The sequence below is a fragment of the Tepidimonas sp. genome (assembly GCF_046292505.1).
Classification (GTDB): Bacteria; Pseudomonadota; Gammaproteobacteria; order Burkholderiales; family Burkholderiaceae_C; genus Tepidimonas.
Genome location: NZ_JBKBQX010000035.1, coordinates 1 through 14,292, shown reverse-complemented (window position 1 = coordinate 14,292; position 14,292 = coordinate 1). Strand labels below are relative to the sequence as shown.

Sequence of the window (14,292 nt, the reverse complement as noted above, 5' to 3'; positions counted from 1 at the left end):
GGCATCACCCCAAAACAGCGGCTGGCCATGGCCGCATAGCTCTACTTCTCGGAGCGCTGGATTTCGGGGGGATTACCGGCCGAGGTTTCCGCGATCCCCTGCGAACTGGCCTCTTTCACCGAGTCCAGCCATTGATGGCTGCTTTCCTGCAGCAAGCGAGTCAGGCGCAACTGCAGTTCGGCGTTGGCCTTGAGGAGGTTCAGGGGAAGCGTTTCGGTGGTCATGGGCAGTGCCTCACTGAGTGGAAGCCCCGAGTCAGGGACGGATTCAGGCCATCTGGCTGATGGTCCTGCGGAAACGGGTGAGCGCGAGCGCGAACAGGGCCGAACCGATCAGCGCCAGGGCCAGGAAGTGCTTCCAGACCACGCCGATGCCGGCGCCGCGGTAGAGGATGGCCTGGGCCAGTTCCACGAAATGCGTGGTGGGCGCGGCCAGCATGATGTCCTGCACCAACTGCGGCATGCTCTCGCGCGGGGTCATCGAGCCCGACAGCAGTTGCAGCGGGATCAGCACCAGCACCATCAACATGCCGAACTGCGGCATGTTGCGCGCCAGCGTGGCCAGGAAGATGCCCAGCGAGGTGGTCGCGAACAGGCACAGCGCCGCGCCGACCACGAACAGCGCCAGCGAACCTTCGATCGGCACGCCCAGCAGACCCCGCACCACCAGGTTGAGCGAGACGAAGGCGGTCACCAGCACCACCAGCCCCATCGACCAGACCTTGGACAGCATGATCTCGGCCGGGGTGACCGGCATCACCAGCAGGTGTTCGATGGTGCCGTGCTCGCGCTCGCGGATCAGCGCCGCGCCGGTGAGGATGATCGAGAGCATGGTGACGTTGCTGATGATCCGCATCAGCCCGCCGAACCAGGTCTGGTCCAGCGACGGATTGAAGCGCGCGCGCAGCGCCAGTTCGATCGGCATCGCGGTGCTGCCGCGCTGGCGCCGCACGAACTCGTTGACCTCCAGGTTGATGATCTGCTGCACGTAGCTGTTGCCGGTGAAGGCCTGGCTCATGCGGGTGGCATCGATGTTGAGCTGCAGCGCGGGTTGCCTGCCGGCCAGCACGTCGCGCTGGAAATTGGGCGGGATGACGAGCACGAAGGTGTAGGCGCCCGAGTCCATGCCGGGATCGACCTCGCCCAGCGAGATCATCGCCGGCGGCGAGAACTGCGGGGGATAGAACGCCGAGGCGATGCGTTGCGACAGCGCCGAGCGGTCCTCGTCGACGATGGCGATCGGCGCGTTGTGCAGGCTCTCGGGCATGGCCGTGGCGGCGGTGTGGATCGACACGGTGAACACGTAGGCGATCAGCACCAGCAGGATCGGGTCGCGCGCCAGGCTCCACAGCTCCTTGATGCCCAGGCGATAGACGTTGGCCAGGTGGGGGAGTTTCACGTCAGCGCTCCTGTTTGCGGGTCAGGGCAATGGCCAGCCCCAGCACTACCGGCACGGCCAGCAGCAGCGACCACAGCGCGCCGCCCAGGTCGCGCAGGTGCAGCGCCTTGCTGAACACACCGCGGCTGATCGCGATCATGTGGCTGGCCGGATAGGTTTCGCCCACCACCCGGCCGACGCCTTCGAGCGAGGAGATCGGCTCGACCAGACCGGCGAACTGGGTCACCGGAATGACCGTGCCCACCACCACCAGGAACATCGAGGCGATCTGGCTGCGGGTGACCGTGGAGGCCAGCAGCCCGAAACCGGTGGATACCGTGGTGAAGATCAGCGCCGCCAGCGTCAGCGCCAGGAAGCTGCCGGTGATCGGCACGCCGAACACGGTGACCGCCAGCAGCGCCATGGCCAGGAAGTTGAGCATCGCCAGGGCCACGTAGGGCAGTTGCTTGCCCAGCAGGAACTCGCTGCGGGTGACCGGGGTGACGTAGAAGTTGGTGATCGAGCCGCTCTCCTTCTCGCGCACCACGGCGAGCGCCGTGAGCATCGCCGGCAGGATCAGCAGCAACAGCGGCACCACCGCCGGCACCATCGCCGGCAGGCTGCGCACGTCGGGGTTGTAGCGGTAGCGCGATTCGATGGCGATCGGGCTGGCCAGCTGCATGCCGAAGCGCTCGCGCGCCTGCTCGGCCAGCCAATGCAGGTGGATGCCCTGCAGGTAACCCTGGATGGTCTCGGCGCGGGTGGGCATGGCGCCGTCGAACCAGGCACCGACCTGGACGCTGTTGCCACGCAGCACGTCGCGGGCGAAGCCCGGCGGGATCTCGATGGCCAGAGCCAGCTCACCGCTGCGCATGCGTCGGTCCAGCTCCTCGTAGTCGGCCAGCGGCGCGCGTTCGATGAAGTAGCGCGAGCCTTCCAGGCTCATCGCGTAGCTGCGGCTGAGGCTGGTTTGGTCATGGTCGAGCACCGCGTAGCGCAGATCCTCCACGTCCAGGCTGATGCCATAGCCGACCACGAACATCAGCAGCAGCGAACCGACCAGCGCCAGCGTGGCGCGCACCGGGTCGCGGCGCAGCTCCAGCGACTCGCGCCACATGTAGCTCAGCATGCGCTGCAGGCTGAAAGGCTTGCGACGGGCGTCGCGATGGCCATCGGCGCGGGGCTGCGCGGGCGCCGCGTCGTCGCCGGTCTGCCCGGGCGTGCCGCCGCCGGCCTCGACCAGATAGCCGATGAAGGCCTCTTCCAGTGTCTGCGCACCGCGCTTGGCCACCAGCGCGGCCGGGGCATCGCTGTCGAGCACCTTGCCCGCATGCATCATCGACATGCGGTCGCAGCGCTCGGCCTCGTTCATGAAGTGGGTGGAGATGAAGATCGTCACCCGGTCGCGCCGCGACAGCTCCACCAGCAGGCGCCAGAACGCATCGCGCGCGACCGGGTCCACGCCCGAGGTCGGCTCGTCGAGGATGAGCAGCTCCGGCTTGTGCACCATCGCCACCGCCAGCGACAGGCGCTGGCGCACGCCCATCGGCAGGCTGGCGGGCAGGCTGTGCACGACCGCCTCCAGGCCGAAGCGTTCGACCATCTCCTGCACCCGCGCCGGAATGTCGTCCTCGGGCACCTTGAACAGGCGCGCATGCAACACCAGGTTCTGCTGCACGGTCAGTTCGGAGTACAGCGAGAACGCCTGTGACATGTAGCCCACCCGGCGGCGGGTGTCGATGTCGTGCGGGTCGACCTCGTTGCCGAACAGCCAGGCGCGGCCCTCGCTGGCCGGCAGCAGACCGGTCAGCATCTTCATCGTGGTCGACTTGCCGCAGCCGTTGGAGCCGAGGAAGCCGAAGATCTCGCCGCGGCGGATGCGGAAGGACACATGATCGACCGCCACGAAGTCGCCGAAGCGCATGGTCAGGTCCTGGGCCTCGATGGCGATGTCGCCGTCATCGCCGCTCAATGGCGGGATCACGACCGGCTGGTGGTCGCGGGTTTTTTCTTCCGGCAACAGGGCGATGAAGGCCTCTTCCAGCGAAGCCGAGCCGGTCCGCGCCAGCAGTTCGGCCGGCGTGCCGGTGGCCAGCACCTTGCCGTCGTCCATCGCCACCAGCCAGTCGAAGCGCTGCGCCTCGTCCATGTAGGCGGTGGCCACGACCACGCTCATCTCCGGGCTCTGCCGCCGGATCCGCGCGATCAGGTCCCAGAACTGCGCCCGCGCCAGCGGGTCGACGCCGGTGGTCGGCTCGTCGAGCAGCAGCAGGTCGGGGTCGTGGATCAGCGCGCAGCACAGCCCGAGCTTCTGCTTCATGCCGCCCGAGAGCTTGCCGGCCGGGCGCGACAGGAACGGATACAGGCCCGTGGCCCGGGTCAGCTCGTCGATGCGGCGGCGGCGCTCGGCCGCGCCGTGGCCGAACAGGCGGGCGAAGAACTGCAGGTTTTCCTCGACCGACAGCGTCGGATACAGGTTGCGGCCCAGGCCCTGCGGCATGTAAGCGATGCGCGGGCAGACCGCGTTGCGGTGGCCGCGCCGGGCCATGTCACCGCCCAGCACCAAGACGCGGCCGGCCTGGATCCGGCGGGCGCCGGACACCAGCGCCAGCAGGCTGGACTTGCCGACCCCGTCCGGGCCGATCAGGCCGACCATGCGGCCGGCGGGAATGTCCAGATCGACGCCATCCAGCGCGGACACCTTGCCGTAGTCCAGGCGCACGCCCCGCAGTTGCACGACGGTGGGCGCGTTCGGCTTGGTCATGTCCGCTTACTCCATCGGCACATTGGCAACCAGATCGGCGGGCCAGGCCTGGTCGCTGTCGAGCCGGATCCAGGCCACCCCGGGCATTCCGGTCTTGACCTGCTCCAGATGCCGACGCAGAAGATCCTCGGGAATCTGCGCACGCACGCGGAACATCAGCTTCTGGCGCTCGTTGGCGGTCTCCACCGTCTTGGGCGTGAACTGGGCCTTGCTGGCGACGAAGGAGACCGTGGCCGGGATCACGTATTGCGGCCAGGCGTCGAGCACGATCCGCACCTCGCTGCCGATGGCGATGCGGCCGGCGCTGGTCTCGGGCACGAAGAAGGTCATGTAGACGTCGGACAGGTCGAGCAGGTTGAGCACGCGCCCGCCGGCGCCGAGCACTTCGCCCGGCTGCGCCACGCGCACCTGCACCCGGCCGGCGCGCGGCGACTTGAGCGCGCTGTCGTCGATGTCGGCCTGGATCCGCGCCACCGCGGCCTCGGCCGCGCGGACCGCGGACTGCGCCCCAACCAGCTGTGCCTCGGCGGCGCGCACGGCCGCCTGAGCAGCGGCGGCCTGGGCCCGGGCGGCCGCGACCGCCGCTTGGCTGGCGCGTACCCGCGCGCGGTCGTCGTCCAGTTCCTGGGCCGAGGAGGCGCCCTCCACAAAAAGCGTCTCCGAACGTGCCAGCCGGCGGCGCGCGGCATCGAGCTCGGCCTCGCGCTGGGCGACCAGCGCCTGCGCGGTGGCCACCTCGCTCTGCCGCAGCGCGATCTGCGCCTGGGCCGCGGCCACGCCGTGCTCGGCCCGTTGCCGCTCGGCCTCGGCCTGGTCGTACTGGGCGCGCAGGGTGTCGGTCTGCATCCGCGCCAGCGTCTGCCCGGCCTGCACGAAGTCGCCCTCGCGCACCAGGATCTCCTCCACCCGGCCGGGCAACTTGGTGGCCACGTCGATCTCGGTGGCCTCGATGCGCCCGTTGCCGCTGACGAATCCCTCGCCCGGACCGTGGTCGGACCAGCGCTGCCAGCCCCACCAGGCCAGCACCGCGACGGCGACGACCAGCGTGGCGGGGACGATGCGTTTCTTGGAAAAAAGGGACGATGCTGTGCTCATGGTATGTCCGACGCCCGTTGCGAATGGGTGGAAAGGCCTGCTTCAGCGCCACCGGAGCGCTGGCCAGGCCCGCCTCCGAGCGCGCCGTACAGCGCGACCTGGCTGGACAGCAGCGCACGGCGCACCTGCACCAGTTGCTGCTCGGCGTCCAGCAGGTTGCGCTGCGCGTCGAGGACTTCGAGATAGGTGGCCGAGCCGTTGTCGTAGCGCAGTTGGGCCAGCCGGGAGCGTTCGGCCAGGGCCTGGCGCGCGACGGTCTGCACCTTCAACTGCTCGGCCAGCCAGTGGCGGGCCGCCAGCGCGTCGGCGACCTCGCGGAACGCGGTCTGGATGGATTTCTCGTACTGGGCCACCGCGATGTCGCGGCGCACTTCGCTGAGCTCCAGGTTGGCGCGGCGACGGCCCGCGTCGAAGATCGGCAGCGACAGCGTCGGCAGAAAGGTCCACGCGCGGCTGCCGGAATCGAACAGGCCATCGAGCTCGGCGCTGGCCGTGCCCCAACTGCCGGTCAGGGCGATGCGCGGGAAGAACGCCGCGCGCGCGGCGCCGATGTTGGCATGGGCGGCACGCAGCCGATGCTCGGCGGCGATGAGGTCTGGGCGACGGAGCAGCAGGTCCGAAGGCAGCCCTGGCTGCAGCGCCGCCAGCACCATGTCCTCGTCGAACGGCGCGCGGGCTGGGAGTGGGCCGGGATCGGCGCCGACCAACTGGGCCAGTGCGTGGTACTGGCTGGCGCGCGCGCGTTCGAGCTGGGCCAGCAGCGCCTGCGCCTGGGTCAACAGGGTCTGCACCTGGGTCAGGTCCAGCCGAGAGGTCGAGCCGACTTCCTGGCGGCGCTGGAAGATGCGGTAGGACTCCGCGCGTAAGTCCACGGTGCGGCGCGCGATCGCCACGCGCTCGTCCAGTTCACGCAGCCCCAGGTAGCCATCGGCGACCTGGACGATCAGCGCCAGTTCGACCGCCTGACGGCCGGCATCGGTGGCCAGCCACTGCTGCAGTGCCGCATCCTTCAGGTTGCGTATGCGGCCCCACAGATCCAGTTCCCAACTGCTCAGGCCGACTTCGGCGCGGTATTCGCCGCCGACCACGGACTGCCCGTAGTAGTTGAGATCGCCCGGCACCCGTGCGCGCGCGCCCTGCGCACCCAGGCCCAGGCCCGGGAATTGATCGGCGCGCTGGATCTGGAATGCGGCTCGGGCTTCCTCGACCCGGAGCGCGGCGACGCGCAGGTCGCGGTTGTTGCCCAGCGCCGTCTCGATCAGGCGCTGCAGCAGCGGATCGGTGAAGTAGTCGCGCCAGGGCGGCAGATCCTCGCGCCCTGGCGTCGATGCGCCCACGGATGCGCCCACGGTGGACGCATAGCTCTGCGGTACCGGCGCGACGGGCTGTTCATACTCCGGCGCCAGGCTGGCGCAGCCGGCCAGCAGCGCCAGCGCGGTGCTGGCCAGGATCGGCCGGGCCCGCAGCGGCGGCGGACGGCGCTTGCCACTTGTGGCGACGGCTGGCCTATCGTTCATGTCATGTCTCCAGCACGTAGTTGCCCGGCGCCGCGTACTGCGGCTTGTAGCCCTTGGAGGGCGCCCCGATCGCGGGCGGCTTGACGGGCGTTCCCGAGCGTTCCTGCAGCCACGCTGACGGCCTCCTGGGCGATGATGCTTTCCTCATCGGTCGGAATGACAAGAAGCTGCACCCGGCTGGCGGCGGTGCTGATCCTGCGCGACCCTGCTTCATTGGCATCGGGGTCAAGCTCTGCCCCAAGCCAGGCCAGCCGCGCGGCGACACGGGCGCGGATACCGGGCTGATGCTCGCCGATTCCTGCCGTGAAGACCAGCGCATCGATCCCGCCCATGCTGGTCGCCAACCGTGCCACCTCGCCCGCGATGCGCAGGCAAAAGAGGTCGATCGCCTCGGCAGCCTCTGGGCGCGCGCTGGCCATCAGCTCGCGGATGTCAGCCTCGAAACCCGACACGCCCAGAAGGCCGCTTTCACGATAGAGCATGGTCTCGACCTGTTTCAAGCTTTGCCCCATTTCGCCCATCAGATGCAGGATCACGCCGGGGTCCAGCGCACCCGAACGCGTCGCCATCGGGATGCCGTCCAGCGTCGAAAACCCCATCGAGCTGTCGATGCTCTTGCCGCCCCGGATCGCACAAAGGCTTGCGCCGCTGCCCAGATGTGCGGCGACCACCTTTGCATCGGTGGCCAGATCGCCCAGTTGCCCGGCGATATAGCGGTAGGAGAGACCATGAAAGCCATAGCGCTTGATCCCCTGATCATAAAGCGCGCGCGGCAGGGCAAAGCGGCGGATCAGGGGCGGGTTGGTGGCATGAAACGCCGTGTCGAAAGAGGCTGTCTGTGGCACATCGGGGTAAAGCCCCCGCATCGCCCGGATCAGCGCAAGGCTTTGCGGCTGATGCAGCGGCGCAAGCCGCGCCAGCGCGTCGATCTGCGCGATCACCTGATCGGTGATCCGGGCTGGTCCTGTGAAGACATCGCCGCCATGCACAACCCGATGGCCGATCACCGCAAGGCGCGAAAGATTGAAATGCCCGGCCAGCCAGGCAAAAGCCTGGTTCAGCACGGCTGTCAGATCGCCGGGATCCGCTGTGATCGGGCCTGAAAAGGTCTTGCCCTCGCGCGTCAGGCGCACTTCGAAAGGCTCATCGCGGAAATCGATCACGCCCGAGGCCAGCGGGCGCGGCGCGGCGGCCTCCAGTGCGTAAAACCCCAGCTTGATAGTCGAGGATCCGGTGTTGAATGTCAGGATCAGATCGCGGGTCACGCCTTCCCCTCCGCTTTGCGGACCGCGACCAGCTTGGCCAGCGCAGCCGAGGCGATGCGGGCCGATAAAGGATCCGCCCGGCTTGTCAGAACGATTGGCACCCGTGCGCCCAGAACCAGCCCCGCGGCCGTGGCGCGCGCGAAATAGATCAGCTGTTTGGCAAGCATGTTCCCGGCCTCGAGATCCGGCACCAGAAGAATATCGGCCTCGCCCGCCACCTGCGAGACGATGCCCTTCGTCGCCACCGCCTCGGGGCTGATCGCATTGTCGAAGGCCAGCGGCCCGTCAACCAGCGCGCCCGTGATCTGGCCTCGAGCCGCCATCACCGTCAGCGCGGCGGCATCCAGCGTGGCGGGCATCGTCGCGTTCACTGTCTCGACCGCCGCCAGCACCGCGACCTTCGGCTGATCGCGCCCCAGAAGCCGCATCAGATCGACGGCATTCTGGCAGATGTCGCGCTTATGCTCTAATGTCGGTGCGATATTGATCGCGGCATCGGTGACGATCACCGGCTTGCGATAGGCGGGCACATCCATCGCATAGACATGGCTGATCCGGCGTTCGGTGCGCAGGCCGCCGCTTTTCGAAACCACCGCCGCAAGCAGTTCATCGGAATGCAGGCTGCCCTTGACCAGCACCTGGACCTTGCCACAGGCCGCCAGTTCCACCGCCCGCGCCGCCGCTGCATGGCTGTGCTCTGTCTCCTCGATCCGGAAGCCGTCAAGCGAGACCCCGGCCTCGGCGGCCGCCGCGCGAATCTTTGCGCCGGGACCGATCAGGATCGGGTCAAGCAGGCCTTCGTCGCGCACCTCGATCGCGCCAAGGATCGCGGATTTCGAACATGGATGCACCACCGCCGCCCGCACCGGGGGCAATGCGCGGGCCTCTTCGACAAAGCCCTGCCAGCGCCCCTTCGGCAAGACCACCGCCTCGGGAAGGTCACCCGGCACCCAGGTCACCTGCTCGACCGGGGCCAGCACCAGCGCCTCGCCCGAAAGCACCACCTCGCCCCGCTGATTGCGGGCGGTGGTCGTCAGGCGGACACGGTTCTTGCCCTCGATCAGCTCGGCCACTTCAACTTCGGCGGTGATGGTATCGCCTGGCGAAACCGGCTTGTTAAAGTGGATCTGCTGGCCGAGATAGATCGTCCCCGGCCCCGGCAGGCGGGTGCCCAGCACCGCCGAAATCAGCGCCGCAGTCCACATGCCGTGTACCACGACATGGCCAAACGGCCCATGGGCGGCGAAACCGGCATCCAGATGCGCGGGGTTGACGTCGCCGGAAACAGCGGCGAACAATTCAATATCCTTGGGACCGACGTGGCGGACAAGACTGGCGCGGTCGCCGATTTTCATCTGGTGAAACAGATAGTTGGTCAGAGTGCCGGTCATCTTGTCACCTCTGGAAAACATATGTGCCGGGCGCATCTGCCAGCGCGTTGCCCATTGCGGGCGGCGCGGCGGGGGCACCCGAACGCGCGGCAAGCCAGGCCTGCCAGGGCGTCCACCACGAACCCTCGGTTGCAGGATTGACCTCGACCCAGGTCTCGGGCGGCAAAAGCGCGTCGTCATGGGCGCGGGTCGCCAGCCGGTAGCGGCGGCGCGGGTGACCGGGAGGAGAGACGATCCCCGCATTATGCCCGCCCGACGTCAGCGCGAAAGTCACCTCGCAATTGGTGAACTGGTGGATTTTGTAGACCGACTTCCAGGGTGCGACATGATCGCGCTCGGTCCCGACGGCAAAGATCGGCACCCGGATGTTCTGCAACAGAACTGTCTTGCCCCCGGCGGTGAAGCGTCCCGAAGAAAGCTCATTATTCAGATAAAGCCTGCGCAGATATTCGGCATGCATCCGATAGGGCATCCGGGTGCTGTCGGCATTCCAGGCTATGAGATCATTCATCGCCGTCCGCTCGCCCATCATGTAATCGCGCACCATCCGGGACCAGATGAGGTCATTCGAGCGCAAAAGCTGAAACGCCCCCGCCATCTGATCGGCAGAGAGATAGCCGCGGTTCCACATCATGCTTTCAAGAAGATGCAGCTGGCTTGGGTCGATGAACAACGCAAGCTCGCCCGGTTCGGCGAAATCGACCTGCGCGGCAAGCAGCGTCAGCGAGGCGAGACGCGCGTCCCCCTTCCCCGCCATGGCAGCCGCCGCGATCGACAGCAAAGTGCCACCCAGACAATAGCCGGTGGCGTGGATTTTCTGATCGGGCATTAGACGGGTGATCTCATCCAACGCGGCCATCACGCCCAGCCGGCGATAATCCTCCAGCGTCAGATCACGATCCTCTGCACCCGGATTGCGCCAGGAAATGGCGAAAACCGTGTGGCCCTGCGCCACCAGCCAGCGGATCAGTGAATTTTCCGGGCTGAGGTCGAGGATATAGTATTTCATGATCCAGGCCGGAACGATCAGCACCGGCTCGGGGTACACGGTTTCTGTCGTGGGCGTATACTGGATCAGTTCGATCAGGTGGTTGCGGAAGATTACCTTGCCCGGCGTCACCGCCACATCGCGACCCGGTGTAAAGGCCTCGACACCCTCTGGCGGCTCCTGCCGGATCTGGCGGACGACGTCCTGCAGCCAGTTCTGCCAGCCCTTCACAAGGTTCATGCCTCCGGTAGCCCAGGTCCGTGCCACAACCTCGGGATTGGTAAAAGGGTTGTTCGAAGGCGCACAGACATCAAGGATCTGTTTCGCGGCAAAAGACACCACATCCTCGTGGTGCTTCGTCACGCCCGGAACCTCATGGGTGACGTTATGCAGCCATTGCTGCAGCAGCAGGAAAGCCTGCGACATCCAGCTGAAGGGCGGTTTCGCCCAGGCTTCACCGGCGAAACGGCGGTCGCCCGGCAAGGGCGTGATGACCGGCGCGGCCTGCGGATCCATCGCCGAGGCCATCAGATACGCCATGAGACGCTGCCATTTGCGGCCCGCCTTGACGCCCAGTTCCATCTGCTTGCCCGGTGCCTGCGCCAGATGAAAGGCCCAGTCGACATAGGCCATCATCAGCGAGCCGGGCGAGACCCCGCCGCTGAGCTGTCCCGAGAGCGCCTCTCGTATGCGGTCAACGGCCTGAAAAGCCTCGATGCCAAGGCTTTCATCGCCGGTTGCACCCGAGCCATCTGATTTGGGAGTAAGGGCCATGTCGCGTCTCCAGTCTCCATTTTACCGGCGGAAGCTAGCACGGCTCTATGCCGTTTTGTGTGGAAACGCTTCGCGTCATGTCGGCATGGCTGGCGCGAACGGACTGGCCGGCAGGTGCTTGAGCTTGGACATGCGCAGGTAGGCGATGGCGATGAAGTTCTGGCTCGTCCTGAAGCCGCGCGCGGCGCGCTTGGCCTGCTGCAGCAGCCCGTTCATCGCCTCGACGAAGGCGTTGCTGCGGTGATCGACCATGCCGCGCACCACCGCGTCGAACCGCTCCTTGAGCGTGGCGGCCAGCTTCTTGAACGGCTCGAGCCGGCAGCGCCGCGCCCAGCTCAGCCAGGCCCCGAGATCGGATGCGGCCTGTTCGATGCTGTTGTGCGCTGTGGCCCGCGCGTACACCTCGCGCAGCGCCATCTTCAGCCGCCACGCCCGCGCGCTCTTGAGCGTCGAGCGCTGCAGCCAGTGCATGGCATCGAGCTGGCGGGCGCTCCAGGTGCTGGGGTTGCGCCGCATGCCCCACAGCAGCTGTCTGAGCGTCTTGCGGCCGCCAGCGCCCAGCGCGGCTCGCACCGCCTGCGCGTCGGTGGCCATCTCCGCACGGCGCACCTGGTCCATCGCCTCGATGGCCATCGAGACGACGTGAAAGCGGTCGTAGCTGATCTGCGCCTCGGGCAGCGCCAGCGCCACGCCCTTGGCGTAGGCTGCGCTCATGTCCATGCACACGTGCCGCACCTGGGTGGGATCGCCGCCATGGGCCCTCAGATCCTCGGCGAACTCCACCACCGTGCGGTGCTCGCGCCCCTCGGTGGCGAACAGCAGCCGCTTGCGATCCAGGTCGTGCACGACGGTGATGTAGTGCTGCCCGCGCCGCAGGCTGGTCTCGTCGATGCCCACCGTGCGCACGCCGGCGAAGTCTTCCAGCGCACGCGCCTGCGCGACGTAGAACTCGATGCGCCGCCACAGCCGCTTGTCCTTGCAGCGCAGCAACTCGGCGGCCTGGCGCACCGGCAGGTCCAGGCACAAGGTCAGCGCCAGCGCTTCGAACGCCGCGGTGAAGCCCGAGCCCGGACGCGCCCAGGGCACGGCCACCTGCGTGGTCTTGCCGCAGGCACCGCAGGCCACGCGCGGCACGTCGCAATGCAGCCAGGCCTCGAACTGGAAGAAGTCCAGGTGCCGCCAGGATCGGCGCAGCCGGTCGTGCACCGGTTGCGTGGCCGCACCGCATGCCGGGCAGGCGAGCCTGCTGGTGTGGCAGCCGATCTCGAAGTCGATACGCCGCTTGGCGGTGTCGAGCCTGACGTCATCGACGACCCACGGCGGCTGGGTATTATGTGATCATCCGGGATGCGACACCTAACGAAAAAGCCCCGAAACCTTGCGGCTCGGGGCTCTCGTTTTGGCGGTGGGTCAGGGATTCGAACCCTGGAAGGACTTACATCCTTGCTAGTTTTCAAGACTAGTGCATTCAACCGCTCTGCCAACCCACCTAATTCTGTGACGCGCTAAGAATCTGCTAAACGGCGCTAAAGCTGTCGCCGGGAGAGTCTTTATAACACGTTATTTTTACTGCGCTTTTCTCCGTTCGCGTACCGCCTGAACGTAAGTTTTCAAGACCGGTGCAATCGACCACTCTGCCACGCTTCCGGCGCGGTCGGGATTGTAAGCGGGGCGTGCCGCCGACGGCCGTGTCGGAAAACCGCTGACACGCAAAACGGCGCGTTGCCGACTACAGGGGCGTTGGGCGGTGCCTACAGTGAAAAGCGTCTCGACACGTGGGGCGCTTGCCCCGGAGGATCGCACGATGCTCACGCCCACCCTTGCGTCTGGCCCCCGCGCCCGCGCCGCCGTCGACGGCTGGTATGCCGTGCCATCGTCCCTGTCATGGGAGGTGCCCGGCGCGGCGTCCGCGGCGCGTCAGGTCGAACGGCTGCCGTTCACCGTCCGCGTGGCGCATACCGCGCAGGACTTGCAAAAGGCCGTCGACGTGCGGCATGCGGCCTACGCGCGCCATTTGCCCGCCGCGATCACGCAGGGGCTGCGCAGCCCCGAGCCCTTGGACCATGCCCCGGGTGTGGCGGTGCTGCTCGCCGAGTCCAAGGTGGACGGCTCGGCGCTGGGGACCCTGCGCATCCAGACCAATCGCTACCAGCCGCTGGCGCTGGAGCAGTCGTTCGACTTGCCCGACTGGATGGCCGGCGCCCCCTGCGCCGAGGTGACCCGTCTGGCGGTCGCCCAGGCCGTGCACAGCCGGGTGGTCAAGACGGTGATGCTCAAGGCCGCGTACTTCTGGTGTTTACGCGAAGGGGTGCGCTTCGTGCTCGTGACGGCCCGCGCGCCGCTGGACCGCCAGTACGCCCGGCTGATGTTCCGCGACGTGCACCCCGGTGCCGGCTTCATCCCCCTGCCGCATGTGTTCAACCTGCCCCATCGCGTCATGTACTGCCAGATTGCGACGGCGCGCGATGACGGCGCCGAGCATCCGCTGTACGACTTCTGGTTCAACACCGATCACCCGGACATCGACCTCGATTGACCGGGCTGGCGCGTCGTGTCCGGTTCGGGGTGCCCCAGCACCCAATCGACGTTGGCCAGGTCGTCGTCCGGCGGCAGGCTGTTGAGGTAGTCCCCCAGGCGGGCGTCGGCGATGAAGTCCGCCCCCGACTGGGCCGCCAGAATCTGCTCCGCCGCCACGGGGCGTGACAGCGCGTAGCCTTGTACGAAGTCCACCCCGATTTCGGCCAGGGTTTCGACGGTCTCGAAATCCTCGGCCCATTCGGCGATGGTCTTCATGCCCAGGTTTTGCGCCAGGCTCACGATCGCCTCGACGATCGCGACGTTGGCGGGGTGGCGATTCATGTTGACGATGAAGCTGCCGTCGATTTTGAGGATGTCGGCCGGCAGATCCTTCAGATACGAGAACGAGGTGTAGCCCGCGCCGAAGTCGTCCAGCGCGACCTTGGCCCCGTGGCTGCGCAGGCGGTCGATGAAGCGGCGTGTGTTGGCGATGTCGTTGAGCGCAACGCTCTCGGTCACTTCGAAGCACAGTCGGTGCGCGACGCCGCGGTGGCGCTCCAGCGTGTCGTACATGTCCTCGATGAAGCGCTCGTCGTTGAGCGAC

The 14,292-nt window shown here is 67.3% G+C and carries 10 protein-coding genes, 1 tRNA gene and 1 pseudogene; 1 reads left to right on the top strand and 11 read right to left on the bottom strand.

Features of this window, described 5'->3' with window-relative positions; translation table 11 throughout:
* Window positions 1-41: 41 nt before the first annotated feature.
* From ACK4TH_RS10620 to ACK4TH_RS10575, 10 genes and pseudogenes are all read right to left on the bottom strand, one after another.
* Window positions 42-224 carry a hypothetical protein gene (locus tag ACK4TH_RS10620; protein ID WP_409626177.1) on the bottom strand — a complete coding sequence of 61 codons (183 nt, stop codon included), beginning with the start codon at window positions 222-224 and terminating at the stop codon, window positions 42-44.
* A gap of 43 nt (window positions 225-267) precedes the next feature.
* A complete protein-coding gene (locus ACK4TH_RS10615; RefSeq protein ID WP_409626174.1) occupies window positions 268-1,398 on the bottom strand; it encodes an ABC transporter permease in 1,131 nt (376 codons plus the stop codon).
* Between the two features lies 1 nt (window position 1,399).
* Window positions 1,400-4,141: a ribosome-associated ATPase/putative transporter RbbA gene (gene rbbA / locus ACK4TH_RS10610; RefSeq protein WP_409626171.1), complete on the bottom strand. Its 2,742-nt coding sequence runs from the start codon at window positions 4,139-4,141 to the stop codon at window positions 1,400-1,402.
* Window positions 4,142-4,147: 6 nt separating this feature from the next.
* Window positions 4,148-5,236 carry an HlyD family secretion protein gene (locus tag ACK4TH_RS10605; RefSeq protein WP_409626168.1) on the bottom strand — a complete coding sequence of 363 codons (1,089 nt, stop codon included), beginning with the start codon at window positions 5,234-5,236 and terminating at the stop codon, window positions 4,148-4,150.
* Entirely contained in the window at window positions 5,233-6,753 is a 1,521-nt protein-coding gene (locus ACK4TH_RS10600) for an efflux transporter outer membrane subunit (protein WP_409626166.1), read from the bottom strand. Before ACK4TH_RS10600 ends, ACK4TH_RS10605 begins: the two co-directional genes overlap by 4 nt.
* Complete coding sequence (locus ACK4TH_RS10595) at window positions 6,750-8,018, bottom strand: acetate/propionate family kinase (RefSeq protein WP_409626163.1); 1,269 nt, start codon at window positions 8,016-8,018, stop codon at window positions 6,750-6,752. The genes ACK4TH_RS10600 and ACK4TH_RS10595 overlap by 4 nt, the downstream gene beginning before the upstream one ends.
* Complete coding sequence (locus ACK4TH_RS10590; RefSeq protein WP_409626160.1) at window positions 8,015-9,409, bottom strand: bifunctional enoyl-CoA hydratase/phosphate acetyltransferase; 1,395 nt, start codon at window positions 9,407-9,409, stop codon at window positions 8,015-8,017. The genes ACK4TH_RS10595 and ACK4TH_RS10590 overlap by 4 nt, the downstream gene beginning before the upstream one ends.
* A gap of 4 nt (window positions 9,410-9,413) precedes the next feature.
* Entirely contained in the window at window positions 9,414-11,171 is a 1,758-nt protein-coding gene (locus ACK4TH_RS10585) for a PHA/PHB synthase family protein (protein WP_409626157.1), read from the bottom strand.
* 75 nt (window positions 11,172-11,246) lie between these two features.
* Window positions 11,247-12,497, bottom strand: a pseudogene (locus tag ACK4TH_RS10580) (ISL3 family transposase); the annotation flags it as partial.
* A 74-nt stretch (window positions 12,498-12,571) separates the two neighbouring features.
* A tRNA-Ser gene (locus tag ACK4TH_RS10575) sits at window positions 12,572-12,661 on the bottom strand.
* A gap of 314 nt (window positions 12,662-12,975) precedes the next feature.
* Between ACK4TH_RS10575 and ACK4TH_RS10570 the strand changes: the two genes are divergently transcribed.
* Window positions 12,976-13,707, top strand: a complete 732-nt coding sequence (locus ACK4TH_RS10570) for an N-acyl amino acid synthase FeeM domain-containing protein (RefSeq protein WP_409626154.1) — start codon at window positions 12,976-12,978, stop codon at window positions 13,705-13,707.
* On the opposite strand, the gene ACK4TH_RS10565 is transcribed toward ACK4TH_RS10570, so the two are convergent.
* On the bottom strand, window positions 13,683-14,292 hold a 610-nt coding region (locus ACK4TH_RS10565), incomplete at its 5' end, for an EAL domain-containing protein (RefSeq protein WP_409626150.1). The two genes, ACK4TH_RS10570 and ACK4TH_RS10565, sit on opposite strands and share 25 nt — an antisense overlap.